Origin of the sequence: Thauera sp. (assembly GCF_035444905.1) — a bacterium.
Taxonomy (GTDB): Bacteria; Pseudomonadota; Gammaproteobacteria; order Burkholderiales; family Rhodocyclaceae; genus Thauera.
The window spans coordinates 1-24,607 of the sequence record NZ_DAOMPS010000006.1; the positions used below are offsets into that span (position 1 = coordinate 1).

Annotated in this window: 21 protein-coding genes; 14 read left to right on the forward strand and 7 right to left on the reverse strand. The window is 67.0% G+C overall.

Annotation, left to right across the window (positions count from 1 at the left end; all coding sequences use genetic code 11):
- The first annotated feature begins 230 nt into the window (after positions 1–230).
- The 3 genes from PLC66_RS04185 (at position 231) to PLC66_RS04195 (ending at position 3,270) form a co-directional block, all read left to right on the forward strand.
- A complete protein-coding gene (locus PLC66_RS04185) occupies positions 231–650 on the forward strand; it encodes an acyl-CoA thioesterase (protein ID WP_324537988.1) in 420 nt (139 codons plus the stop codon).
- Between the two features lie 75 nt (positions 651–725).
- Positions 726–2,714 (forward strand): acetoacetate--CoA ligase, encoded by a 1,989-nt coding sequence (locus PLC66_RS04190; protein ID WP_324537989.1) that lies wholly within the window; start codon positions 726–728, stop codon positions 2,712–2,714.
- A 13-nt stretch (positions 2,715–2,727) separates the two neighbouring features.
- Positions 2,728–3,270 (forward strand): isochorismatase family protein, encoded by a 543-nt coding sequence (locus PLC66_RS04195; protein WP_324537990.1) that lies wholly within the window; start codon positions 2,728–2,730, stop codon positions 3,268–3,270.
- 58 nt (positions 3,271–3,328) lie between these two features.
- On the opposite strand, the gene PLC66_RS04200 is transcribed toward PLC66_RS04195, so the two are convergent.
- On the reverse strand, positions 3,329–4,207 hold the full coding sequence (locus PLC66_RS04200) for a DUF4394 domain-containing protein (protein WP_324537991.1): 879 nt from the start codon (positions 4,205–4,207) through the stop codon (positions 3,329–3,331).
- A gap of 99 nt (positions 4,208–4,306) precedes the next feature.
- On the opposite strand from PLC66_RS04200, the gene PLC66_RS04205 reads away from it, so the two are divergent.
- The 7 genes from PLC66_RS04205 to ftsB all read left to right on the forward strand — a co-directional run bounded on the left by PLC66_RS04205 (position 4,307) and on the right by ftsB (position 16,771).
- Positions 4,307–4,936, forward strand: coding sequence for a methylamine utilization protein (locus tag PLC66_RS04205; protein ID WP_324537992.1), 630 nt, complete (start codon positions 4,307–4,309; stop codon positions 4,934–4,936).
- On the forward strand, positions 4,933–7,338 hold the full coding sequence (locus tag PLC66_RS04210; RefSeq protein WP_324537993.1) for a putative bifunctional diguanylate cyclase/phosphodiesterase: 2,406 nt from the start codon (positions 4,933–4,935) through the stop codon (positions 7,336–7,338). Before PLC66_RS04205 ends, PLC66_RS04210 begins: the two co-directional genes overlap by 4 nt.
- A gap of 155 nt (positions 7,339–7,493) precedes the next feature.
- Positions 7,494–12,317 (forward strand): NAD-glutamate dehydrogenase, encoded by a 4,824-nt coding sequence (locus PLC66_RS04215; protein ID WP_324537994.1) that lies wholly within the window; start codon positions 7,494–7,496, stop codon positions 12,315–12,317.
- Between the two features lie 113 nt (positions 12,318–12,430).
- Positions 12,431–14,068 carry a CTP synthase gene (pyrG, locus tag PLC66_RS04220; RefSeq protein ID WP_324537995.1) on the forward strand — a complete coding sequence of 546 codons (1,638 nt, stop codon included), beginning with the start codon at positions 12,431–12,433 and terminating at the stop codon, positions 14,066–14,068.
- Positions 14,069–14,079: 11 nt separating this feature from the next.
- Positions 14,080–14,919 carry a 3-deoxy-8-phosphooctulonate synthase gene (kdsA, locus tag PLC66_RS04225; protein ID WP_324537996.1) on the forward strand — a complete coding sequence of 280 codons (840 nt, stop codon included), beginning with the start codon at positions 14,080–14,082 and terminating at the stop codon, positions 14,917–14,919.
- A 156-nt stretch (positions 14,920–15,075) separates the two neighbouring features.
- The gene (gene eno, locus PLC66_RS04230) at positions 15,076–16,359 is read left to right on the forward strand and encodes a phosphopyruvate hydratase (protein ID WP_324537997.1); all 1,284 of its coding nucleotides are present in this window, start codon (positions 15,076–15,078) and stop codon (positions 16,357–16,359) included.
- A 139-nt stretch (positions 16,360–16,498) separates the two neighbouring features.
- Positions 16,499–16,771 carry a cell division protein FtsB gene (gene ftsB / locus PLC66_RS04235; RefSeq protein WP_324537998.1) on the forward strand — a complete coding sequence of 91 codons (273 nt, stop codon included), beginning with the start codon at positions 16,499–16,501 and terminating at the stop codon, positions 16,769–16,771.
- Between the two features lie 31 nt (positions 16,772–16,802).
- On the opposite strand, the gene PLC66_RS04240 is transcribed toward ftsB, so the two are convergent.
- From PLC66_RS04240 to PLC66_RS04250, 3 genes are all read right to left on the reverse strand, one after another.
- Complete coding sequence (locus PLC66_RS04240) at positions 16,803–17,393, reverse strand: C40 family peptidase (RefSeq protein WP_503012179.1); 591 nt, start codon at positions 17,391–17,393, stop codon at positions 16,803–16,805.
- A 92-nt stretch (positions 17,394–17,485) separates the two neighbouring features.
- On the reverse strand, positions 17,486–18,199 hold the full coding sequence (locus PLC66_RS04245; protein ID WP_324538000.1) for an SIMPL domain-containing protein: 714 nt from the start codon (positions 18,197–18,199) through the stop codon (positions 17,486–17,488).
- A gap of 123 nt (positions 18,200–18,322) precedes the next feature.
- Complete coding sequence (locus PLC66_RS04250; RefSeq protein WP_324538001.1) at positions 18,323–18,877, reverse strand: gamma carbonic anhydrase family protein; 555 nt, start codon at positions 18,875–18,877, stop codon at positions 18,323–18,325.
- A gap of 175 nt (positions 18,878–19,052) precedes the next feature.
- On the opposite strand from PLC66_RS04250, the gene PLC66_RS04255 reads away from it, so the two are divergent.
- The 4 genes from PLC66_RS04255 (at position 19,053) to PLC66_RS04270 (ending at position 22,367) form a co-directional block, all read left to right on the forward strand.
- Positions 19,053–19,898, forward strand: a complete 846-nt coding sequence (locus PLC66_RS04255) for a 23S rRNA (adenine(2030)-N(6))-methyltransferase RlmJ (protein ID WP_324538002.1) — start codon at positions 19,053–19,055, stop codon at positions 19,896–19,898.
- Positions 19,895–20,263 (forward strand): nucleotide pyrophosphohydrolase, encoded by a 369-nt coding sequence (locus PLC66_RS04260; RefSeq protein WP_324538003.1) that lies wholly within the window; start codon positions 19,895–19,897, stop codon positions 20,261–20,263. The genes PLC66_RS04255 and PLC66_RS04260 overlap by 4 nt, the downstream gene beginning before the upstream one ends.
- Positions 20,264–20,413: 150 nt before the next feature.
- Positions 20,414–21,994, forward strand: coding sequence for an inorganic phosphate transporter (locus PLC66_RS04265; protein WP_324538004.1), 1,581 nt, complete (start codon positions 20,414–20,416; stop codon positions 21,992–21,994).
- Between the two features lie 31 nt (positions 21,995–22,025).
- Complete coding sequence (locus tag PLC66_RS04270; RefSeq protein WP_324538005.1) at positions 22,026–22,367, forward strand: DUF3301 domain-containing protein; 342 nt, start codon at positions 22,026–22,028, stop codon at positions 22,365–22,367.
- Positions 22,368–22,386: 19 nt separating this feature from the next.
- Here the strand turns inward: PLC66_RS04270 and folE are convergent, their stop codons facing one another.
- From folE to fabI, 3 genes are all read right to left on the reverse strand, one after another.
- Complete coding sequence (gene folE, locus PLC66_RS04275; RefSeq protein WP_324538006.1) at positions 22,387–23,025, reverse strand: GTP cyclohydrolase I FolE; 639 nt, start codon at positions 23,023–23,025, stop codon at positions 22,387–22,389.
- Between the two features lie 70 nt (positions 23,026–23,095).
- A complete protein-coding gene (locus PLC66_RS04280; protein WP_324538007.1) occupies positions 23,096–23,692 on the reverse strand; it encodes a hypothetical protein in 597 nt (198 codons plus the stop codon).
- Between the two features lie 15 nt (positions 23,693–23,707).
- Positions 23,708–24,487 (reverse strand): enoyl-ACP reductase FabI, encoded by a 780-nt coding sequence (fabI, locus tag PLC66_RS04285; protein WP_324538008.1) that lies wholly within the window; start codon positions 24,485–24,487, stop codon positions 23,708–23,710.
- Positions 24,488–24,607: the final 120 nt, after the last annotated feature.

The window sequence follows — 24,607 nt, forward strand, 5'->3', positions numbered from 1 at the left end:
CCGACAGCCCCGCGGGGCCGCCGCCGACGATCAGCACGTCGAATTCCATCGATTCCCTTTCCATCCTGTTCTCCTGTTCCCGGGTGGGAGGCAAAGCCCCCTTTTTAAGCGATTGTAGACCTTTGAGCGGAGGCGGACGGACGCGCGAGGAAGGGCTCGCCCGAGCTCTGCACAACATACGGGTGCGTATGTTACATTAGCTCGCCAAACAAACAACAGGAGACTTCGGCATGAAGGAGAAGGCGAAGCTGATTTACACCACCCGCATCCCGGTGCGCTGGGGCGACATGGACGCCTATAACCATGTCAACAACACGGTGTATTTCCGCTACTTCGAGCAGACGCGGGTGGAGTGGCTCGAGCAGGTCGGCAGCCGCGTCAGCCCCGACGAGCCCATCGGTCCGGTCATCATCAACGCCAGTTGCACCTTCCTGGTGCCGGTGAACTATCCTGCCACGGTCGTCATCAAGATGTACGCGGGCGAGCCGGGACGCTCGAGCGTGATGACCTGGTATGAACTGTTCGTCGAGGGCGAGGACAAGCTGTATGCCGAAGGCGCGGCGAAGACGGTGTGGATGGACAACCGCAGCGGCAAATCGGTGCCCATGCCCGATTTTGTGCGTGCCCTGTTCGAGCCGGCTGCGAACTGAATTTCGGTACCAGAACAAGAACGGGACGATCTGCCCGGCAGAGCGTGGATCGTCGATTGATGGAGAGGAGACATCGTGAATTCTGCTGAACAAAAACCCCTGTGGACCCCCTCGCCCGAGCGTATCGCCGGCGCCAACGTGACTGCCTTCCGGCTGGCCGCCGAAAAACGCTGGGGCGCGAGCCTGCCCGACTATGACGCGCTGTACGCCTGGTCGGTGGCGCAGCCCGAGCAATTCTGGGTCAGCGTGTGGGAGGGCGACGGCGTCGGCGGTGGCGTCATCGGCCACCGCGGCGAGCGCGTGCTGGTTGAAGGCGACAAGATGCCCGGCGCCCAATGGTTCCCCGACGCCAGGCTCAACTTCGCCCGCAACCTGCTGCGCTCGCGCGATGCGCATGATGCGATCGTGTTCTGGGGCGAGGACCGGGTGTTGAACCGGCTCTCCCACGGCGAGCTGTATCGCGCGGTCGCCCACTTCGTTGCCGCGTTGCGCGAGATGGGGGTGGAGAAGGGCGACCGTGTCGCGGCCTACATGCCCAACATGCCCGAGACGGTGATCGCGATGCTCGCCGCGGCCAGCATCGGCGCCATCTTCACCTCGGCCTCGCCCGACTTTGGCGTGCAGGGCGTGCTCGATCGCTTCGGTCAGACCGAACCCAAGGTGCTGATCGCCTGCGACGGCTACTACTACGGCGGCAAGACCATCGACGTGCTGGGCAAACTCGGCGACATCGTCGGCCAGCTGCCCTCGGTCAAGCGTGTGGTGGTGGTGCCCTACGTGCATGCCGAGCACGACCTGTCGCACGTGCCGCATGCACGCATGCTCGCTGATTTCATCGCTCCCTTCCACTTCGTCGATGACATCGAGTTCGCCGAGCTGCCCTTCGATCATCCGCTGTACATCATGTACTCCTCGGGCACGACCGGCGTGCCCAAGTGCATCGTGCATTGCGCCGGCGGCGCGCTGCTGCAGCACCTCAAGGAACACAAGCTGCACGGCGACGTGAAGGCGGGCGACCGCGTGTTCTACTTCACCACCTGCGGCTGGATGATGTGGAACTGGCTGGTCTCGGCGCTGGCAGCCGAGGCGACGCTGCTGCTCTACGACGGCTCGCCCTTCGCCGGCGATAACCAGATCCTGTTCGACTACGCCGACGCCGAACACATGACCCACTTCGGCACCTCGGCCAAGTTCATCGACGCCTGCGCCAAGTTCGGGCTCAAGCCGCGCGAGACGCACAAGCTCGCCAGCGTGCGCGCGATGATGAGCACCGGCAGCCCGCTGGTGCCTGAGGGCTTCGACTACGTCTATCGCGACATCAAGGCCGACCTGCAGCTGTCGTCGATCTCGGGCGGCACCGACATCATCTCCTGCTTCGTGCTCGGCAGCCCGGTGCTGCCGGTGTGGCGTGGCGAGATCCAGTGCCGCGGCCTGGGCCTGGCGGTAGACGTGTGGGACGACGATGGCAAGCCGGTGCGCGGCGAGAAGGGCGAGCTGGTGTGCAGCAAGCCCTTCCCGGTGATGCCGATCGGCTTCTGGGGCGACGCCGACGGCAGCAAGTACCACGCTGCCTACTTCGATCGCTTCGACAACGTGTGGTGCCACGGCGATTTCTGCGAGATCACCGCGCACGGCGGGCTGATCATCTACGGCCGCTCGGACGCCACGCTCAACCCCGGCGGGGTGCGCATCGGCACGGCCGAGATCTACCGCCAGGTCGAGAAGCTGCATGAAGTCGTCGAGTCGCTGGTGATCGGTCAGGACTGGCCGCCGCAGAACCCCAATGACGTGCGCGTGGTGCTGTTCGTGAAGCTGCGCGAGGGGCTCATGCTCGATGACGAGCTCGTCAAGCGCATCCGCCAGACCATCCGCGACAACACCACGCCGCGCCACGTGCCGGCCAAGGTGCTGCAGGTGGCCGACATCCCGCGCACCAAGAGCGGCAAGATCGTCGAACTGGCGGTGCGAAACGTCGTGCATGGCCGCCCGGTGAAGAACCAGGAGGCGCTGGCCAACCCCGAGGCCCTGGCGCACTTCCGCGACCGCGCCGAGCTGGCTGGCTGATCAGGAGAACCAGATGCTGATGAATCGAGACAAATCCGTGCTGCTGATCGTCGATGTGCAGGCGAAGCTCGCGCCTTTCATCCACGACAACGAAAAGGTTGCCGCCCATTGCGTGTGGCTTGCCCAGGTCGCCGCTCGCGTCGGCGTGCCAGTCGTGGTGACCGAGCACTTCCCCGAGAAGATCGGCGGCACGCTGGAGTCGGTGCGTGCGGTCACCGCCGATGCGCACTACGTCGCCAAGCAGTGCTTTTCGGCGCAGGCCGATGGCTGCCTGGATGGCACGGCGGTGGAACAGCGCCGCCAGGTGATCGTGTGCGGTACCGAGGCGCATGTGTGCGTGCAGCAGACCGCGCTCGACCTGCGCTGGGCGGGCAAGGAGGTGTTCATCGTCGCCGAGGCTTCGGGCTCGCGCGATCCGGCCAATCGCGACCTCGCGTTTGAGCGCATGCGCGGGCATGGGATCGAGATCGTGTCGCGCGAGATGGTGGCCTTCGAGTGGCTGCAGCGCGGCGGCACCGAGCTCTTCCGTGAGGTCAATCGCGACTTCATCCGCTGAGCGCAGCGCGGTGCAGCGATGACGCGGGGCCGGGCTCACACCCGGCCCCGCGTGCCGTTCAGGGCTCGATGGCGATGCCGCGCAGGGCCTCGCCGCGGCCCAGCGCACCGACCATGCGCGCCGCACCGGTGGCGAGGTCGACCCGGTACAGCGTGGGCTGCGGGGCCGCCTGGGTGCTGAAGACGGCGAGCGCGGTATTGGTGACATCCGAGATGTCGAAGTGCGCATCGGCGATGGCATCCACGCCGAGGGCGCCGACCGTGCGGAGCTGGCCGGTGTTGGGCGACACGATCGGCTCTTCGCCCTCGATCGAGCCCTGGCGGACCAGTGTCGCGGCGTTGGCGTCGATGGCGAAGTTGGTCGTCAGCTTTTCGTCTCGGGTGTTGTAGGTGTAAGCCGCCGCGATGATGCGGGGCGCAAGGCTGGCGCCAGCGTCGTCGTCCGCATAGGCAAGGGCGGCGTCGGGCTGAACCCCGTCCGTGTCAGGGGTGGCGTCCACCAGGGCGCCGGTTTGCGGATGGACGCGCAGGTTCTGGCGGCTGTCCGACACGATACGGATGCGGTCGGCGGCCGGGTTGAAGTCGAAGCCGAAGCGCTGGCCGTCGAGCGCCAGCGGCGTCTCGCTCACTGGCTTGAGGTTGCCGCTGCCCACATCGACGGTAAAGACGCGCCCGGAGCTGCCGAGCGCGAACATCACGCCATGCGCGACGCGAAAATCGATGCCGAGGATCTGTTCCTCATTCGCAAGTCCGACAAGCTTCACGGAGTGGGTGATTTTTCCCGGTTCGGCGGCGGAAACGGCGATAAGCTCATGCCCGGCAGTAACCGCGAACAGCCTGATCCCGGCCAGCGCATCGTCCGCGCAGGCCGGAGCGGCGAAGCTGGCGGCCGACAAAGCCAGGGCGGAGAGGCTCGGGCGGTTGAATGAAAGCGGCATCGGGGCTCCTTGGGAACGTGCGGTCGGGGAGGGGGCGGTTGCAGGACGCGACCGCGGCGTGAGCCGCGCAACGATAGAGCAGAGTCCGGACGAGGTGACGTGATCAAGTTGGCATTGCAGTCGAGTCAGTTCTTCCGCCTGTGTGGCGCATTGCTCGGGCTGCTGGCGGCGCATGCGGCCGGCGCGGCCGATGTGCGGGTCAAGGTCGTCGACCCGCAAGGCATGCCCCTCGAGCATGCGGCGGTCGCGCTCAAGCCGCAGGCCGGCGGCGCGCCGGCGCGCTCGCGCGAGGTCGATATCGTGCAGCAGGAAAAGCGTTTCTTGCCGCTGATGACGGCGGTGCGGACCGGCACGGCCGTCCGCTTTCCCAATCTCGATACCGTGCGCCATCACGTGTACTCGTTCTCGCCGGCGAAGTCCTTCGAGCTCAAGCTCTACATCGGCACGCCCGCTGCGCCCGTCGTCTTCGATACGCCCGGCGTGGTGGTGATGGGCTGCAACATCCACGACACCATGGTCGGCTACGTCGTCGTGTCGGACGCGCCCTGGGTGGGCGTCAGCGATGGCCAGGGCAGTGTGCGTTTCGAGGGCATTCCCGCAGGCGAGTACGAACTCGAGTATTGGCACCCGCGCTGGGTCGGTGCCGTCAATGAGGTCGTCCGCCAGCGCCTGCAGGTGGCGGAGGGGGTGGCGGCGACGCCCCGCCTGGTGATCGGGGAGCGTCCATGATGCGGCTGGGCTTCCGCCGCCTGCAATGGCGCATCGCGGCGTGGACGGCGGCAATCCTGCTGTCGGTGCAGGTTGGCGGCCTGTTCCTGTTCGAGCACATCGGCCGCAGCAGTGCCTTGCAGGAGGTGCGAGCGCAGCTCGACACCGGTGACCGGGTGTTTGCGCGCCTGCTGGACCAGCGCAGCGCGCAGCTCGCTCAGGCGGCGCGGGTGCTGGCGGCGGACTACGGCTTTCGCGAAGCCGTGCTGACGGGCGATCGCGACACCATCGCGTCGGCGCTGGACAATCACGGTTCGCGCATTGGCGCCAGTCTGATGCTCCTGGTCGGCCTCGACGGACAGACCCTGGCGGCCCACCCGGCGCGTCCCGAGGTGCAGTTCGACAGTCTGTCGCGCCTCATCGGCGATGCGCGCGAGCGCGGCAGTGCCACCGGTTTCCAGGCGGTGGACGAGGCCTTGTACCAGCTGGTGGCGGTGCCGGTGATGGCCCCGATGCCGGTGGCCTGGGTGGTGATCGGCTTTGTCGTTGACGAGGCCTTTGCGCAGGACCTCAAGCGACTTACCGGCCTCGATGTCAGTCTGCTGCTGCAGTCCCGGCAGGGCACGCCAGGTCTCGCGGTCAGCACGCTCCCGGTTGCACCGGCGCCGGCGGCCCTGCTGCATGCGGCCGAGACCTCTCTGTGGATCGACGAGGTCGAGTATGTCGGTTTCCGTCACGTGATCGAGGCGCAGGCCGATGCGACGGTGACGGCCGTATTGCAGCTGTCGCTCGCGCGTGCGCTTGCGCCCTGGGAGCGCCTCTATCGCGAATGGGCGGGGCTGTCGGCGCTCGCCACGCTGGCCATGCTGATGGCCAGCGTGTGGATGGGGCGCACGATTGCGTCGCCGGTGACTCGTCTGGCCCAGTTTGCACACCGGGTCGAGGCGGGCGAGTATGGCGTCCCGCCCCAGGTGCGCCGGGGGGATGAGCTCGGTCAGCTGGCCGACGCCTTCGGCTTGATGACCGAGGCCATCGCTAGCCGCGAGGCGCGCATCTCCGAACTCGCCTTCCGTGACGTTCTCACCGGCTTGCCCAACCGCGTGCATTTCATCGCCCAGCTCGAGCGCCTGCTGGCGGCGGCAAAGGAGCCCGACCAGGAGCTTGCGGTACTCACTCTGGATCTGGATCGATTCAAGCTCATCAACGACACGCTGGGTCATGCCTTCGGCGATCTCGTGCTGCAGGAGGTCGGCCAGCGCCTGCAGCAGGCGGGTGTGCGCAAGCGCGAGGTGGATACTGCGCTGTATGCGCCCGAGAATGCCGCCGCGCGGCTGGGCGGCGACGAGTTCGCGCTGCTCGTGCCGGGCGCGGACGCCTGGGCGGCACGGGTGGTGGCGGAGCGCATCGCCACCGCGCTCGAGCAGCCGATGACCCTGCAAGGGCAAATCGTCGATGTGCGTGCGAGCATCGGCATCGCGCTCTACCCCGCCCACGGCACAGAGGCCGGCGACCTCATGCGTTGTGCCGACGTGGCCATGTACAAGGCCAAGCAGGGCAACAGCGGGTTGAGCGTGTACGACCCGGTCCACCACAGCCGCAACGCAGCCCGGCTTTCGCTGCTGACTGAGCTGTGCCAGGCGGTCGAGGCCGACGAGCTGGTGCTCTTTTACCAGCCCAAGTACGCCTTTCGCGCCGCCGAGGCGCTCAGCGTTGAGGCCCTGGTGCGCTGGGTTCACCCGCAGCGCGGCTTCGTGCCGCCGATGGACTTCATCCCCTTTGCGGAGCAGACCGGCTACATCAAGCACATCACGCTTTGGGTGATGGACCGGGCGATCCGCCAGTGCGCCGAGTGGCGTCGCGCTGGGCGCAAGGTTTGCGTCGGACTCAACCTGTCGGCGCGCGATCTGCTGCAGGCCGAGCTCCCCGACCACTTCCGCGTCATGCTCGAACGGCACGGTTGCGATGCGAGCTGGATCACGCTCGAGATCACCGAAAGCGCCGTGCTCGACGATCCACGCAAGGCGCTGACCAATCTCGAGCGCCTGCGCGCCACCGGCTGTCAGCTGTCGATCGACGACTATGGCACCGGCTATTCCTCGCTGTCCTACGTGCGCCAGATGCCTGTCCAGGAGATGAAGATCGATCGCAGCTTCGTGATGAACCTCATCACCCAGGCCGATGACGAGATCATCGTCAGGTCGACGATCGAGCTGGCGCACAACATGGGGCTGGTGGTGACCGCCGAAGGCGTCGAGACCGAGGCCATCCTGCGTCGTCTGGGCGAGCTGGGATGCGATCTGGCACAGGGCTACTTCATCTCGCGCCCGGTTGCAGCCGACGAGCTGGAGGTCTGGATGGAGCGCTCTCCCTGGGCGCGCGGCGGTGAGCATCTGCTCGTGCGAGGCGAGTCCGTGGCCGTCTGACCTAGGGAAAACGCGGCTTACCCTTCGTCCCGCCTTCGCTTAGCCTCACAGGCTGTTCCACGGCGAGGTGACATCGGCATCCGGCACTCACACCGCTGGATTGGGCCGTTTTGCCGTTTGCCTCGCCGTGTCCAGACCGACACCAAGGAGGCGACATGGATAAGAGGGAGCAAGGTCGACTGGCCGCGCAGGTCGATGCGGTGCTTGAGCAGATCGCCGCGCGCCTGCCGGCCGACCAGGCCGCGACCGTGGGGGCGTTTGCGAAGCGCTTTTTCGCGCAGGTGGATCCCGAGGATCTCGAGGACCTGCCGGTTGCCGACCTCTACGGGGCGGTGCTCAGCCAGTGGCATTTTGCCGCGCGCAGGCCCGCGGGCAGTCGCGTACGTGTCTCCAACCCACGCCTCGATGAACATGGCTGGGAGTGCCCCCACACGGTGATCGAGATCATTGGTGAGGACATGCCCTTCCTGGTCGATTCGATCACCATGGAGGTGGCGCGCCAGGGCCTGACCCTGCACCTGATCATCCATCCGGTGATGAACGTGGTGCGTGACGACCAGGGCAATCTGGTACGCCTGGCCGAGCGCGGCGAGCACGCCGAGGGCGTGCGCGCGGAGTCGATCATGCACCTGGAAGTCGATCGGCGCAGCGATCCGGCCGACCTGCAAAGCCTGCAGCAGGGCATCGAACACGTGCTTGCCGATGTGCGCGCGGCGGTCACCGACTGGCCCGCGATGCGTAGTCGCCTGGTCGACATCATCGAGGGGCTGGGCAAGGCCCCGGCCGGCGTTGACAGTGCCGAGGCCGACGAGGTGCGCGCTTTCCTCGAATGGCTGGCGAGCGACAACTTCGTGCTGCTCGGCGCCCGCGACTACACGCTGGTGAACCGCGAGGACGGCAACGAGCTCCACGTCGTTCCCGGCTCCGGCCTGGGCCTGCTGCATGGCGAGGGCGAGGAGGGCGCCTCGCGCTCCTTCGCCGCGCTGCCGCCGCAGCTGCGTGCGCAGGCGCACCTGCCCAATCTGCTCACCCTCACCAAGTCGAATTCGCGCTCGACCGTCCATCGGCCGGGCTACCTCGACTTCATCGGCATCAAGTCCTTCGACAGTGAGGGGCGGGTCAATGGCGAGCGCCGCATCATCGGTCTGCTGTCCTCGACTGCCTACAGTGCCAGCCCGCGCCAGATTCCCCTGTTGCGCCGCAAGGTGGACGCCGTGTTCGAGCGTGCGGGCCTGCTGCCCGGGGGGCACGCGGCGAAGGCCCTGATGACCCTGCTCGAGCGCTATCCGCGCGACGAGCTGTTCCAGATCCAGCCGGAGGAGCTCTACAGCCACGCGATGGGCATCCTGCGCCTGGGCGAACGCCTTCGCACGCGGCTGTTCGTGCGTTGCGATCCCTTCGCGCGCTTCGTGTCCTGCCTCATCTACGTGCCGCGCGAGCACTACAACACCGACCAGCGCAAGCGCATGCAGGCGGTCCTGGTGGACGCCTTCAACGGCAGCTCGGCCGAGTTCGACGTGCAGTTTTCGGATTCCGCGCTGGCGCGCATCCTGATCACCGTTCGCACGCCCGATGGCAACATCCCGCCCTTCGATACGCGCGAACTCGAGCAGCGCCTGATCCGTGCCTCGCGGCGCTGGGAGGACGAACTGCAGCAGGCCCTCATCGAGCAGTGTGGCGAGGAGCGCGGGCTGGCGCTGATGCGGCGCTACGGCGCGGGCTTCCCGGCCGGTTACCGCGAGGACTACTCGGCGCGCATGGCGGTGTTCGACATCGAGCAGATGGAGGCGCTGGGCGACGGTGACGCGCTTGGCCTCAATCTCTACGTGCCGCTCGAAGCACCGGCGGGGCGGCTCAATCTGCGCCTGTACCACCTCGACGTACCGGTGCCGCTGTCGCAGAGCCTGCCCATGCTCGAGCGCATGGGGGTGAAGGTGATGGACGAGCGCCCCTCCGACATCCAGCGCCAGGACGGCCGAACGGTGTGGCTGCACGACTTCGGCCTGCATTTCGCCGGCGCCGAAACCTTGAACATCCACGCCTTGCGGCCCTTGTTCCAGGATGCCTTCCTGCGCGTCTGGCGCGGCGAGGTCGAGAACGACGATTTCAACCGCCTGGTATTGCTTGCCGGGCTGTCGTGGCGCGAGGTGGCGGTGCTCCGCGCCTATGCCAGGTATATGCGGCAGGCGGCGTTCACCTTCAGCCAGGCATACATGGAACAGACGCTGTCGGCCTATCCGCAGCTGGCGCGTGCGCTGTTCGAGCTGTTCCGTGCGCGCTTTGACCCGGCGCTCGAGGACGGGCGCGCGGCCGATTGCGAGGCCCGGGTGGCGGCGATCGAGCAGGGGCTCAACAACGTGGCCAACCTCGACGAGGACCGCATCCTGCGCCAGTTCCTGGCGATGATCCAGGCGACGCTGCGCACCAACTGGTTCCAGCGCGACAAGGAGGGTGCGAGCAAGTCCTACACCTCGTTCAAGTTCTCGCCGGCGAAGATCCCCAATCTGCCGCAGCCCTTGCCGATGTTCGAGATCTTCGTCTACTCGCCACGCCTCGAGGGCGTGCATCTGCGCGGCGGCAAGGTGGCACGCGGCGGGCTGCGCTGGTCGGACCGCATGGAGGATTTCCGCACCGAGATCCTCGGCCTGGTGAAGGCGCAGATCGTCAAGAACGCGGTCATCGTGCCGGTGGGCTCAAAGGGGGGCTTCGTGGTCAAGTGCCCGCCCGCGGAGGGCGGGCGCGAGGCCCTGCTCGCCGAGGGCGTGGCCTGCTACCGCAACTTCCTGCGCGGGCTGCTCGATGTCACCGACAACCTGGTGCAGGGCCAGGTCGTGCCGCCTGCCGACGTGGTGCGCCACGACGAGGACGACCCCTATCTGGTGGTGGCCGCCGACAAGGGCACGGCGAGCTTCTCCGACTACGCCAACGAGGTTTCCGCCGAGTACGGCTTCTGGCTGGGCGATGCCTTCGCATCGGGTGGTTCGGTGGGCTACGACCACAAGAAGATGGGCATCACCGCACGCGGTGCATGGGAAGCGGTCAAGCGCCACTTCCGCGAGATGGGCACCAATATCCAGGAAGAGCCCTTCACCGCGGGCGGTGTCGGCGACATGTCGGGTGACGTGTTCGGCAACGGCATGCTGCTGTCGAAGCAGATCCGCCTGGTCGCGGCCTTCGACCACCGCCATGTGTTCATCGACCCCGACCCCGATCCGGCACGGGGCTGGCAGGAGCGGGCGCGCCTCTTTGCGCTGCCGCGCTCGAGTTGGGACGACTACGACAGGTCGCTGATCTCGGCCGGCGGCGGCGTGTGGCCGCGCAGCGCGAAGTCGATCCGGCTGTCGCCCGAGGTGCGTGCGGCGCTCGACATCGAGGCCGAGAGCCTGACGCCGACCGAACTGATCCGCGCCATCCTCACCGCGCCGCTCGACCTTGTCTACAACGGGGGCATCGGCACCTACATCAAGGCAGCGAGCGAGACGGACGCCGCCGTGGGCGACCGCGCCAACGACGCCGTGCGCGTCAATGGCGCCGACCTGCGCTGCAAGGTGTTCGGCGAGGGCGGCAACCTGGGCGCGACCCAGCTCGGCCGCATCGAGTTCGCACTGAAGGGCGGGCGGGTCAATACCGACGCCATCGACAACTCGGGTGGCGTGGATTGCTCGGACCACGAGGTCAACATCAAGATCCTGCTCGGCGGGGTGGTGGCCGAGGGCGAGCTGACGATGAAGCAGCGCAACCAGCTCCTGGCCGACATGACCGACGAGGTCGCCGCGCTGGTGCTGCGCGACAACTATGCGCAGACGCAGATCCTGTCCATGACGCGCAGCCGCGGTGCGGCCCTGCTCGACGAGCAGGCCGAGTTCATGCGGCGCCTGAGCCATGCCGGGCGGCTCAATCGCAAGCTCGAGTTCCTGCCGATGGACGAGGAACTGCAGGAGCGCAAGGCCAATCGCATCGGGCTGGTGACGCCTGAGCTGGCGGTGCTACTCGCCTACAGCAAGATCGAGCTGTACGACGAGGTGCTGGCGTCCAACGTGCCCGAGGACCCGTACATCCGCACCGCCCTCGAGCGTTATTTCCCGGCGCCGCTGCGCGCGCGCTTCGGCGCGCAGATCCAGGCCCACCCGCTGCGGCGCGAGATCATCTCGACCCACGTGGTCAACAGCATGGTCAATCGGGTCGGGCCGACCTTCGTCAGCCGGCTCAAGGGTGAGCTGGGCGCGTCCTCGCCCGACATCGTGCGCGCCTACATGGCAACGCGCGAGGTCTTCGGCCTGGTGGCGCTGTGGCGTGAGATCGAAGGGCTGGACAACCAGATCGCCAACGCGGTCCAGACCGAGCTGATCGGCGAGTCCGACCGGCTCGTGCTGCGGGGCACGCTGTGGTTCCTGCGCCATCGCCAGTGGCTGGCCGACCTGCAGGCCACGCTCGCCCATTTCTCGCCGGGCGTGGCCGCGCTCGCCGAGGGGCTGACCGACGCGGTCGGCCCGGCCTATCGCGCCGAGCTCGAACAGGCGATCGCGCATCGGGCGGAGCAGGGCGTGCCGCTGGGGCTGGCGCAGCGCGTTGCGGCGCTCGAGGAACTCTATTCCGGTCTCGATCTGGTCGAAGTGTCAGTCGAGAGCGGGCGCGACGAGGCCACCGTGGCGCGGGTCTATTTCGCCCTCGGGGGCGATCTCGATCTGCACTGGCTGGGGCGCCAGATCTCGGGCCTGCCGGCCGAGACGCGCTGGCAGGCCCTTGCTCGCAGCGCCTTGCGCGGTGAGCTTTCCGCCCTCGCCCGGGCGCTCGCCAGCGATGCCTTGCGGCTTGCCGATGGGGCGACGGGAGTGGATGAGATCCTGTCGGCCTGGCAGGCGAAGAATGCGATTCAGCTCGAGCGCTACCGCCACCTGCTGGCGGAGATCCGGACCGCCCCGAGCATCGACATGGCGATGCTGTCGGTGGTGTTGCGCGAGTTGCGCGGCATGGGTTGAAGACGCATCGGCCCGTCGCCGCCGGCGGGTAACGGAGGATGACCGAGCGGCCGGACTGCTGACGCATGTCCGGCGCTTCGGTTATCATCGCGCTTTCCCGCAGCACATCTCCCATGACCAAATACGTCTTCGTTACCGGCGGTGTCGTGTCCTCCCTGGGCAAGGGCATCGCCGCGGCCTCGCTGGGGGCCATCCTCGAGTCCCGTGGCATCAAGGTCACGCACCTCAAGCTCGACCCCTACATCAACGTCGATCCGGGCACCATGAGCCCGTTCCAGCACGGCGAAGTCTTCGTCACCGAAGACGGTGCGGAAACCGACCTCGACCTCGGCCATTACGAGCGCTTCACCAGCGCCAAGATGAGCAAGCGCAACAACTTCACCACCGGCCAGATCTACGAGTCGGTGCTCAAGAAGGAACGCCGCGGCGAATACCTCGGCAAGACCGTGCAGGTCATCCCGCACATCACCGACGAAATCAAGGCCTATGTGCGCCGTGGCGCCGAGGGCGCCGACGTGGCGATCGTCGAGGTTGGCGGTACGGTGGGCGACATCGAGTCGCTGCCCTTCCTCGAGGCCATCCGCCAGATGGGTTTCGAGGAGGGCCGTCACGGCACCTGCTTTATCCATCTCACGCTGCTGCCCTACATTCCGACCGCCGGCGAGCTCAAGACCAAGCCGACCCAGCACTCGGTCAAGGAGCTGCGCGAGATCGGTATCCAGCCCGACATCCTGCTGTGCCGCGCCGACCGTTCCGTGCCGGAGGACGAGCGGCGCAAGATCGCGCTGTTCTGCAACGTGATGCCCGAAGCGGTCATCGAGTGCCTGGACGCCGACTCGATCTACAAGATCCCCGGCCAGCTGCACGACCAGATGCTCGACCAGATCGTCTGCCACAAGCTCGACATCCTCGCCCGTGCGGCCGACCTGTCGGTGTGGGAGAAGCTGATCCACGCGCTGGAGAACCCGAAGCAGACGGTCAACGTCGGCTTCGTCGGCAAGTATGTCGACCTCACCGAGTCCTACAAGTCGCTGATCGAGGCGCTCAACCACGCCGGCATGCACACCGAGTCGAAGGTCAAGATCCACTACATCGACTCGGAGGACATCGAGCGCGACGGCTGCGCCGTGCTGCAGACGATGGACGCGATCCTGGTGCCGGGCGGCTTCGGCAAGCGCGGCACCGAGGGCAAGATCGCGGCGATCCGTTACGCGCGCGAGAACAAGGTGCCCTACCTGGGGATCTGCCTCGGCATGCAGCTGGCCGTGGTGGAATTCGCGCGCGACGTCGCCGGCATGCAAGGCGCGCATTCCACCGAGTTCGAGCGTGACACCCAGTACCCGGTGATCGGCCTCATCACCGAGTGGAAGGATCGCACGGGCAAGATCGAGAAGCGCACCGAGGAATCCGACCTCGGCGGCACCATGCGCCTCGGCGGTCAGCTCTGCCAGCTCAAGGACGGTACGCTGGCGCGTCAGATCTACGGCATGGCCGAGATCATGGAGCGTCATCGCCACCGCTACGAGGTCAACAACACCCTGCTCGCCAAGCTCGAAGAGAAGGGCCTGGTGGTGTCGGGCCGCGCGCCCGTCACCGATCTGTGCGAGATGGTCGAGCTGCCTGCCGATGTCCATCCCTGGTTCGTCGGCTGCCAGTTCCACCCTGAATTCACCTCCAACCCGCGCAAGGGCCACCCGCTGTTCACCGCCTACGTTAAGGCGGCGATCGCGCGCAAGCAGGCTACGGCCTGAAGGAGCGAAGCATGAACCTCTGCGGTTTCGAAGTCGGTCTGGACAAGCTGGTCTTCCTGATCTCCGGTCCCTGTGTGGCCGAGTCCGAACAGATGTGCCTGGACATTGCCGGCCAGATGAAGGAAATCTGCGCCGAACTGGGCATCCCCTACATCTTCAAGGCGTCCTACGACAAGGCCAACCGCAGCTCGGGCAAGAGCTTCCGCGGCCATGGCATGGACGCCGGCCTCAAGATGCTCGAGGCGGTCAAGAAGCAACTCGGCCTGCCGGTGCTGACCGATGTGCACACGATCGAGGAGATCCCGCTGGTCGCGTCGGTGGTCGATGTGCTGCAGACGCCGGCCTTCCTGTGCCGCCAGACCGACTTCATCCACGCGGTCGCGGCCAGCGGCAAGCCGGTGAACATCAAGAAGGGCCAGTTCCTCGCTCCCGGCGACATGAAGAACGTCGCCGACAAGGCGAAGGAGGCCAATGGTGGTGCCGACACCATCATGGTGTGCGAGCGCGGCGCCTCCTTCGGTTACAACAATCTCGTCTCCGACATGCGCTCGCTGGCGATCATGCGCAACACGGGCTGCCCGGTGGTGTTCGACGCCACCCACTCGGTGCAGCTGCCGGGCGGGCAGGGCACGGCCTCGGGCGGCCAGCGCGAGTTCGTGCCCGTGCTGGCGCGCGCCGCGGTCGCGGTGGGTGTGGCCGGTCTGTTCATGGAGACCCATCCGGATCCCGCCAAGGCGCTGTCCGACGGGCCCAATGCCTGGCCGCTGCCGAAGATGAAGGCGCTGCTGACCACGCTCAAGGACATCGATACCCTGGTCAAGCGCCAGGGCTTCCTCGAAACCAGCCTTTGAGAACAGATTCTGCGAACGTCCGGTATCGCGCAGGCTGATATGGGCTATCGCCCGACCTCGCTCATGAAGCGAGGTCGATGCGTCAGCATAGATAGGCTGTCGGTCCGCGCGTCCCGCTGATCGATTCGAATCCTCCGTTAAGCAACAGGACTACACATGAGTGCAATCGTTGATGTGATCGCCCGCGAGATTCTCGACTCCCGCGGCAACCCCACCGTCGAAGCCGACGTGCTGCTGGAATCGGGCGTCATGGGCCGCGCCGCCGTGCCCTCGGGTGCCTCGACCGGCTCGCGCGAGGCGATCGAGCTGCGTGACGGCGACAAGTCGCGCTTCCTCGGCAAGGGCGTGCTGCGCGCGGTCGAGAACGTGAATACCGAGATCGCCGAAGCGATCATCGGGCTGGATGCCGAGGAACAGGCCTTCATCGACCGCACCCTGATCGAGCTCGACGGCACCGAGAACAAGTCGCGCCTGGGCGCCAACGCCATGCTGGCGGTGTCGATGGCGGTGGCCAAGGCCGCTGCGGAAGAAGCCGGCCTGCCGCTGTACCGCTATTTTGGCGGCTCCAGCCCGATGGTGATGCCAGTGCCGATGATGAACGTCATCAACGGTGGCGAGCACGCCAACAACAGCCTCGACATCCAGGAATGCATGATCATGCCGGTGAGCATGGGCAGCTTCCGCGAGGCCCTGCGCTGCGGCGCCGAGATCTTCCACCACCTCAAGAAGATCGTCGATGCCAAGGGCTACCCGACCACCGTCGGTGACGAAGGCGGCTTCGCCCCCAACGTGTCCGGCACCGAAGAGGCGCTCAACCTGATCCAGGAAGCCATCGTCGCCGCCGGCTACGTGCCTGGCCAGGACGTGCTGCTGGCGCTCGACTGTGCCGCGAGCGAGTTCTACAAGGACGGCAAGTACGAGCTCAAGGGCGAGGGCCTGTCGCTCACCGCCGAAGGCTTCACCGACTACCTCGAGACCCTGTGCGACAAGTTCCCCATCGTCTCGATCGAGGACGCGATGGCCGAGGGTGACTGGGACGGCTGGAAGATCCTGACCGAGCGCCTGGGCAAGCGCGTGCAGCTGGTGGGAGACGACCTCTTCGTCACCAACACCAGCATCCTCTCGCAGGGCATCGAGCAGGGCGTGGCCAACTCGATCCTGATCAAGATCAACCAGATCGGCACGCTGACCGAGACCTTCGCCGCGGTCGAGATGGCCAAGCTCGCCGGCTACACCGCGGTGATTTCGCACCGCTCGGGCGAGACCGACGACTCGACCATCGCCGACATCGCCGTGGGCCTGCGCGCGATGCAGATCAAGACCGGCTCGCTGAGCCGTTCCGACCGCATCTCGAAGTACAACCAGCTGCTGCGCATCGAGGAAGATCTGGGCGACACCGCCTTCTATCCGGGCCGACGCGCGTTCTACAACCTGCGCTGAGCGGGAAGCGTGACAAGGCCGGCGGCCAACACCGCCGGCCTTGTCGTGTGTGCCTCAGCCGCTGGCGGACAGGCGCCGCGAAGATCCACATCCCGCCGTCCGTGCTGCCGGCCCCGAACCCGAACCCGAACTCCAATCCATGCGCTGGCCGATCCTGATCCTGACCGCACTCGTCGTGCTGCTTCAATACCCGCTGTGGTTGGGCAAGGGGGGCTGGCTGCAGGTGTGGGAGGTCGACCGCCAGCTGCACACCCAGCGCGCCGAGAACCTGCGTCTCGAGGAGCGCAACGCCAGCCTGGAGGCCGAGGTGAATGACCTCAAGTCGGGCAATGAGGCCATCGAGGAGCGTGCCCGCTTCGAACTCGGGCTGACGCGGCCCGGGGAAATCTACGTCCAGATCCCGCAGCGCTGACGCGCCATGTGGCAAGCCTGAGTCCGCGGTCTCAGCAGGCGCCCGAGGTGCAGGCCGTCACCGCGGCTAGGTTGTCGCGCGAGGCAAGCAGCGTGCGCGCGCCATCGATGCGGGGGGCGAAGTAGCGGTTGTCGAGGCGCTCGACCCGGACCCGGCCACGGCTTGAAGGCGCATGGACGAAGCGGCCGTCGCCGATGTACACGCCCATGTGCGAATGGCGGCGATTGAGCGTGTTGAAGAACACGAGATCGCCCGGTTGCAGCTCGGCCACCGTGATCGGCCGCGTGCGGTCGGCAATCTGCGCTGCGTTGTGCGGCAGGCTGCGGCCGCTGATGTTCTCGACGATGTAGGCCACCATGCCGCTGCAATCCAGACCGGCTTCGGGGTTGCGGCCACCGAAGCGGTAGCCGGTGTCGAGCAGGCCGAGCGCGAACAGCACCATCTCGCGCGCCTGCGTTTCTTCTTCGAGGGTGAAGTAGGGGCCGGCCATGGGGCTGGCCGGCGGTGGCGCCGGCCGCACGGCCGATGGCGCAGGCGTGGGTGTCGAGCTGCAGCCTGCCAGCAGGGCGAGGGCGAGCAGGCTGGCGGCCAGAACGGGCGCGGCGGGCGCGCAGCGATGCATGGCGTTGCGGTGCGACGTCGTCATGGCCGCAACGATAAGCCAGTCCGGCCCTGCAGGTCCAGTCCGCACGCGCTGGGGCGCGCTCGAAATGCTCAGTCGAGCAGCTCGATGCGCCCGATTACGTGCACGGACACCATGCTCTCGCCGCCTTCCAGCGGTGCCGGTGCCGCCTCGGCCACCATCGCGGCCGCGCGCATGCGCGGCATGATCGGCGGTTGCGTTCCGCTGTCTCCTACCGACAGGCTGGCGATGCGATAGCGCTTGCCGAAGCTGCCGGCAATCAAGGCCGCGCGGCGCTCGAAGGCGCGCAGTGCGGCGACGGTCGCTTCGTCGAGGGCGGCGCGCCGGGTTTCCGGCGCCGGCTGCATGACGATCTGCGACAGCGCGAGGCTGGCCTGCAGGGTGCCGACCAGTTCGGACATCGCAGCCAGGTTGCCGCTCTCGAGCTGGATCTCGGAGCGCATGCGCCAGGACTCGATGCGGCCCTGGCCATCCTTCGCATACACCGGCCAGGTCGAGGTGTTGCCCGATTGCGCCTTGATGTCGGCGTGTGCGCCCGCGGTCTGCAGCGCGGCCGCGATGTGCCGATTGACCTCGCGCGCCACCGCAGCCGGGTTGGGACCGTGATGCTCGGCGTAGAGCACGGCGACCGCCAGGTCATTGACCGCGGCCTGGCTGGCTTCGGCGGAGAAGTCCACCGTCTGCTGGCGCGTGGCGGGGGCGTCCTCGGCGGCCATGGCCGGGGCGCCGAAGGCCAGCGCGGCGGCGAGCAGCAGGGCAGGGGAAAGCGGGCGCAAGCGATGCATTTCAACGATCTCCGGAACGAGGGGCAGGCGAGGGGTGGCGCAAGCGCACCGTGGGCGCTGCGTCAGGTGCGGATGCCCGCCCATTCTGGCAGCTTCTGCGCCGCGCCGCGGCGCGAAGGCGTTTCAGCGTGTCTCGGCCGCGATGACGCTGGCCGGGTCGATCGCGCACAGTTCGTCGGCATACAGGCGGGCGTTGTCGACGTAGTGCTGGGCGTTCCACTTCAGGTGCTCGATCTCGTCATCGGTGAGGGTGCGGATCACGCGTCCGGGCGACCCAACCACGAGCGAGCGGTCGGGAATGACCTTACCCTCGGGAATCAGCGCATTGGCGCCGATGATGCAGTGGCGCCCGATCACGGCGTTGTTGAGGATCACTGCGTTGATGCCGATCAGCGAACCATCGCCGATCGTGCAGCCATGCAGCATCGCCATGTGGCCGACGGTGACGCCGCTGCCGATCGTGAGCGGCACGCCGTCGTCGTTATGCAGCACCGAGCCGTCCTGGATGTTGGTGTCGTCACCGATGGTGATCGGGTCGTTGTCGCCGCGCATCACCACGTTGTACCAGATGCTGACGTTGCGGCCCGCGGTCACGGAGCCGATCACGGTTGCATTGTGCGCGATCCAGCTGCCGGCGCCGAAGCGGGGCCTGCGGTCGCCAAGGGCATAGATGCTCATGCTTGTTCTCGCTATGGATGTCTCTTGCCGGATGCTCACGGCTGTCGGGGGGCGCATCATAGCAAGTGCACTGCAGCATGCAAACACTGGATCTGCGGCGATGTCGCTGATCCGACGGGGATTTTGCACCGTCTCACCCCGATGCTAGGATGCTCGCCGCAACCGGAAAACCTTCATGCTCAGCTACCGCCACGCCTTCCACGCCGGCAATCATGCCGATGTGCTCAAACACCTGATCCTGCTCGAACTGCTTGCCTATTACAACCGCAAGGACAAGCCCTGGTACTACATCGACACCCACGCCGGTGCCGGCTGCTATGCCCTGGACAGCGAGCACGCCGACAAGACCGCCGAGTCCGCCGAGGGTATCGCGCGGCTGTGGGGCTGCGACGACCCGCCCGTGCCGATCGCCGCCTACCTCGCCGCGGTGCGCCAGTTCAACCCGCACGGCCGGCTGCTGTTCTACCCCGGCTCGCCGGCGCTGGCGATGACGCAGGCGCGCGCGCAGGACCGTCTGCGCCTGTTCGAGCTGCACCCGGCTGACTTCGAGTCGCTGCAGCGCACCTTCAACACCGAGCCGGAGCGCGTCCAGGTGCGTCGCGCCGACGGTTTCGGCGCGCTCAAGGGCTTGCTGCCGCCGCCGTCACGGCGCGCGGTCGTTCTGCTCGATCCGCCCTACGAACTCAAGGAGGATTACCGTCGCGTGGTCGATACCGTGCGCGATGCGATGCGGCGCTTTCCCAACGGCACCTTCGCCGTGTGGTACCCGATGCTGGCGCGCGCCGATGCGCGCGCGCTGCCCGAGCGTCTGGCCGAACTCGGCGCGGAGAGCTGGCTGGACGTCCGCCTCGCGGTGCGGCAGCCCGCCCGTGACGGCTTCGGCATGTTCGGCAGCGGCCTCTATGTGGTCAATCCGCCCTGGGTGCTGCCGCAGCGCCTCGAGCTCGCGCTGCCCTGGCTGGTGGAACGACTCGGCGTCGACGAGGGCGCGGGTTTCGACCTGGAGCACCACATCGAATGACGACGCCACCCGCCGCCGCCGACGCCCTCATCGAATTGCGCGATGCGCTGCGCCACTTTGCCGCCGAGCGCGAGTGGGATGTCTTTCATACGCCCAAGAACCTCGCCATGGCGCTGGCGGGCGAGGCGGGCGAGGTGATCGAGCACTTCCAGTGGCTGAGCGCCGAGCAGTCGGCGGCGCTGCCACCCGACACGCGCGAGGCCGTTGCCCTCGAGCTGGCCGACGTGCTGCTCTACCTGGTGCGGCTTGCCGACAAGCTCGATGTCGACCTGGCCGAAGCCGCGCGGCGCAAGATGGAGATCAACGCCAGGCGCTATCCGGTCGAACTGGCCCGCGGGCGTGCATTGAAGTATCACCAGCTCTAGCCTCGCATGCGCACGATTGCCGGGGCGGCGGCACCGGCCCCGTCAGCGCCGGCCCTCTGCACGGAATTCATTGGCCGATCACATGTTCGGATTGGGCGGCCGCAATTTTTCTGAAACAATACGCGCTTTCGTATTTACCGGACGTCCAACGTGGACCTGCAGCACATCAGCGATATCGAACGCGCGGCGCACCAGGGGCGGGGCGAGGTCTTCCGCCTCGGCATGGGCGTGCTCTTCATCGTCGGGGTCATGTTCTACTCGGCCCTGCGCGGTTCGGGCGAGGGTAGCCTGACCCTCGTGATGGCGGCGATGATCGGCGGCTACATGGCGATGAACATCGGCGCGAACGACGTCGCCAACAACGTCGGCCCGGCCGTCGGCTCGAAGGCGCTGACGCTGGCGGGGGCGCTGGTGATCGCTGCGATCTTCGAGGCTGCCGGCGCGCTGATCGCCGGTGGCGAGGTGATCAGCACGATCCGCGGCGGCATCATCGACGCCTCGCAGCTGCCCGACTCCAACACCTTCGTGTGGGTGATGCTCGCCGCTCTGCTGGCAGGCGCGCTGTGGCTCAACATCGCCACCGCGGTGGGGGCGCCGGTGTCGACCACGCATTCGATCGTCGGCGCAGTGCTCGGCGCCGGCATGGCGGCGGCGGGGCCGGGCATCGTGGCCTGGGGCACGATGAGCAGTATCGCGGCCAGCTGGGTCATCTCGCCGCTGCTCGGCGGCCTGTTCGCCGCCGGCTTCCTGTACCTGGTCAAGCGCAGCATCACCTACCAGGTCGACATGGCCGACGCGGCGCGCCGCATGGTGCCGGTGCTGGTGGGCTTCATGGCGTGGACCTTCGCCACCTACCTGATCCTCAAAGGCCTGAACAAGGTGTGGAAGGTCGGCTTCACCGGTGCCGTGCTGTACGGGCTGGCGGTCGGTGTGGTGACTTTCCTGCTGGTGCGCAGGGTCCTGCGCGGGCGCAGCGGCATCGTTGCCAACACCAAGCAGAGTGTGAACAAGCTCTTCACCGTGCCGCTGATCTTCGCCGCCGCCCTGTTGAGCTTCGCCCACGGCTCGAACGACGTCGCCAACGCGGTCGGGCCGCTGGCGGCGATCGTCGATGTCGTCACTTCGGGCGGCGAGTTCCACCGTGACGCGCCCATTCCGACCTGGGTGATGATGGTGGGCGCGATCGGCATCGCGCTCGGCCTGGCGCTGTTCGGGCCCAAGGTCATTCGTACGGTCGGCTCCGAGATCACCGAACTCGACCAGATGCGTGCCTACTGCATCGCGATGGCGGCGACGATCACCGTCATCATCGCCAGCCAGCTCGGGCTGCCGGTGAGCTCTACCCATATCGCGGTCGGTGGCGTGTTCGGCGTCGGCTTCCTGCGCGAGTACCTCAAGAGCAACTACGACCGCATGCTGTCCGAGATCAAGGCCCATCACCCCGAGGGCGATCTCGCGGCCATCGAGGCCTTCGTGGCGCACTTCGAGAAGGCCTCGGTCGAGGAGAAGGGCGCGATGCTGAGGGATCTCAAGGAGCGCTCGAAGAAGGCCCAGGATCCGGCGCATTTCTCGAAGGTTGAGCGCAAGGGGCTGAAGAAGGTCTATCGGCGCGAGCTCGTCAAGCGCTCGCAACTGATGCGCATCGCCGCCGCGTGGATCATCACGGTGCCGGCTTCCGCGCTGATGGCCGCCATCCTGTACTTCACCATCCGCGGCATGATGCTGCAGTGACCGGCAGCGGCGCAGGCCCGGTGGGCGGCACATGACACTGACGGAACTCGTCGTATTGTTGCTGCTTGCGGGCGTCGTGTGGTTCTGGTTCGACAGCCTGAAGGCGCGCGAGGCCGGGATCGAGGCCGCGCGCCGGGCCTGCCTGCGTGAAGGCGTGCAGTTTCTCGACGAGACCGTGGTGGGCCGCGGGTTGCGACTCGCTCGTGACGAGCGCGGGCATGCGGTGCTGCGGCGGGCCTTCGAGTTCGAGTACTCGTCGAGCGGGGATGATCGCTACCCTGGCGCGGTGGTGCTCGAGGGGCGCGAGGTGGTGCTGGTCGATGTCAGCGCCCACCGGCTGGCCCGACGCGCCGTCGTGATCAACCTGCACTGAATTCCGTGCAGCCGCGGCGTCAGTTGCGTCGGCTGTCGATGGCGCGCAGGAACTCGTTGCGCGCCTGCTCCGAGCGCTCGAATTCGCCGGCAAAGGCCTGCGTGATCACGCGCTCGTCGCCGCGCCTGTCCTCGCCCAGCAGCAGGCACAGCTGCTCGGCCTCGATCACGCAGGCCGCACCCGCGGCGCGGCCGTGGGTCATGAGCGCATCGGCAATGTCGCGCGTCATCCATTCCTGGTAGGTGAAGCGGTGGCCGATCGCATCGACCAGGCGGGCGATGCGGCCAAAGCCGTGCAGGCGGCCGCCGGGCAGGTAGGCGACGTGGGCGACGCCGCGGAAGGGGACGAGGTGGTGGGGGCACACGCCATGCACGGCGATGCCGCGCACGACGACCATGTCGCGCCGCGTGTCCTCGAAGCCTTCGCCGAGCACGTCGGCCGGGTCGAGATCGTAACCGCCCAGCAGGCGGCGCTGCCACAGCTCACGCACGCGCATGGCGGTGCGGCCGGTATGCGAGGTGTCGGCTGCGATGCCGCAGGCCTTGAGCAGGTCGGTGATGGCCTGCTCGAAGGCCACCGGGTCGAAGTCACCGCTGCGCGCGATGCCGATGGTGCCCGGCGGTGGCGCGGCGGGATGGTCGTGGTCGTGGGGGTTCATGCCGGATTCCGCAGCGATGCGTGCTTGCATCGGAGCCCCGATGATACGCGCAAGCCGCCGCGCGCTGTGTTCAGGCGATGAACACCGGGTCGGAAAACACCAGTGTCCCGTCCTTGCGCATCATCAGGTTGTTGGCGTTGAGGATGTCGGGCAGCACCTGGTAGTCCTCGACGAAATCCGACAGCGCCTTGATGGCCTGCTGCAGGCTGTCGTTCGCCGAGAGCGGGTTGACCGTCATGTGATAGAGGGCGATGCGGCCCATGTCGGCACCGAGCCGGCTCCATTGTTCGCAGGCCGACCAGTAGAACTCGATCAGGCGCCGGGCGAGGACGCCCGCGGGAGAGGCGTCGTCGAGCGGGTAGAGCTTCTCCATCTCGATCAGGTGCAGCGGATAGCCCGACCTGGCGCGACCGATGATGCCGTGGTCGGCGTGGATGATCGGGAAGTGCTGTCCGCGCGGGCGATCGTCGGCGGTGTACAGGAAGTAGTCAGCGGGCGAGCTGACGACCTTGTACACCCGCTCACCGTCGCCCTTGTCGAGCACGATGGAATATTCGCCACGACCGATCTCGGGCTTTCCCTCCAGCAAGGGATGGGCGGGCACCGGGTCTGGCAGCAGGATGGCCTGCCTGCCCAGCCTTGCACGTGCCACCTCGAGATCGATCATGGCGTCTCCTGTCGCTTAGGCCATGATGTTATAGCCGGCGTCGACGAAATGCACGCCACCCGTGATCAGGCGTCCGGCATCGGAGACGAGGAAGGCGGTTAGCGCGCCGATGTCCTCGGGCGTGACCAGGGCGTGCATCGGCGAGCGCTCGACCGCCGCGGCCATCAGGCCGTCGAAGCCGGCGATGCCCGAGGCGGCGCGGGTCATCAGCGGGCCGGGCGACACCGCATTGACGCGGATGGCCTTCTGGCCGAGCTCGGCCGCCATGTAGCGCGTCGCCGCCTCCAGCGCGGCCTTGCACAGGCCCATCACGCCGTAGTTGGGAATGACCTTTTCCGAGCCGAGATAGGTCATGCTGACCAGAGCGCCGCCGCCGGCCTTCACCATCAGCGGCTCGGCCTTCTTCGCCAGGCGCACGAAGGAGTGGGTCGAGACGTCCATCGCCAGCGCGAAGCCGTCGGCCGAGGTGTCGACGACGCGCCCGTGGAGGTCGTCGCGCTTGGCAAAGGCCATGCTGTGGATGGCAAAGTCGAGCTTGCCGTGGCGCGCCTCGATCTCGGCAAACGCTGCATCCATGGTTTCGGGGCGGGTGACGTCGAGCAAGAACACATCGTCGACGCCCAGGCGGTTGATGATCGGCTCGATGAAGGCGCGCGTCTTGTCGTTCTGATAGGTGATGACGAGCTTCGCGCCGGCCTGGGCGCAGGCTTCCGCGACGCCGGTGGAGATGGACTTTTCGTTGGCGATGCCGGTGATCAGGCCGACCTTGCCTTCGAGATTGATGATCGGGGTCATGATGGAGTCCTCGCTGTTCGTCGGGTGTTGCTGCATTGCAACACGAATGGATCGGAAGCGCACTGTATCCGAATAATGTGATGTTTCGTGACATCGGATACAGGCTTGCACTACTGGGTT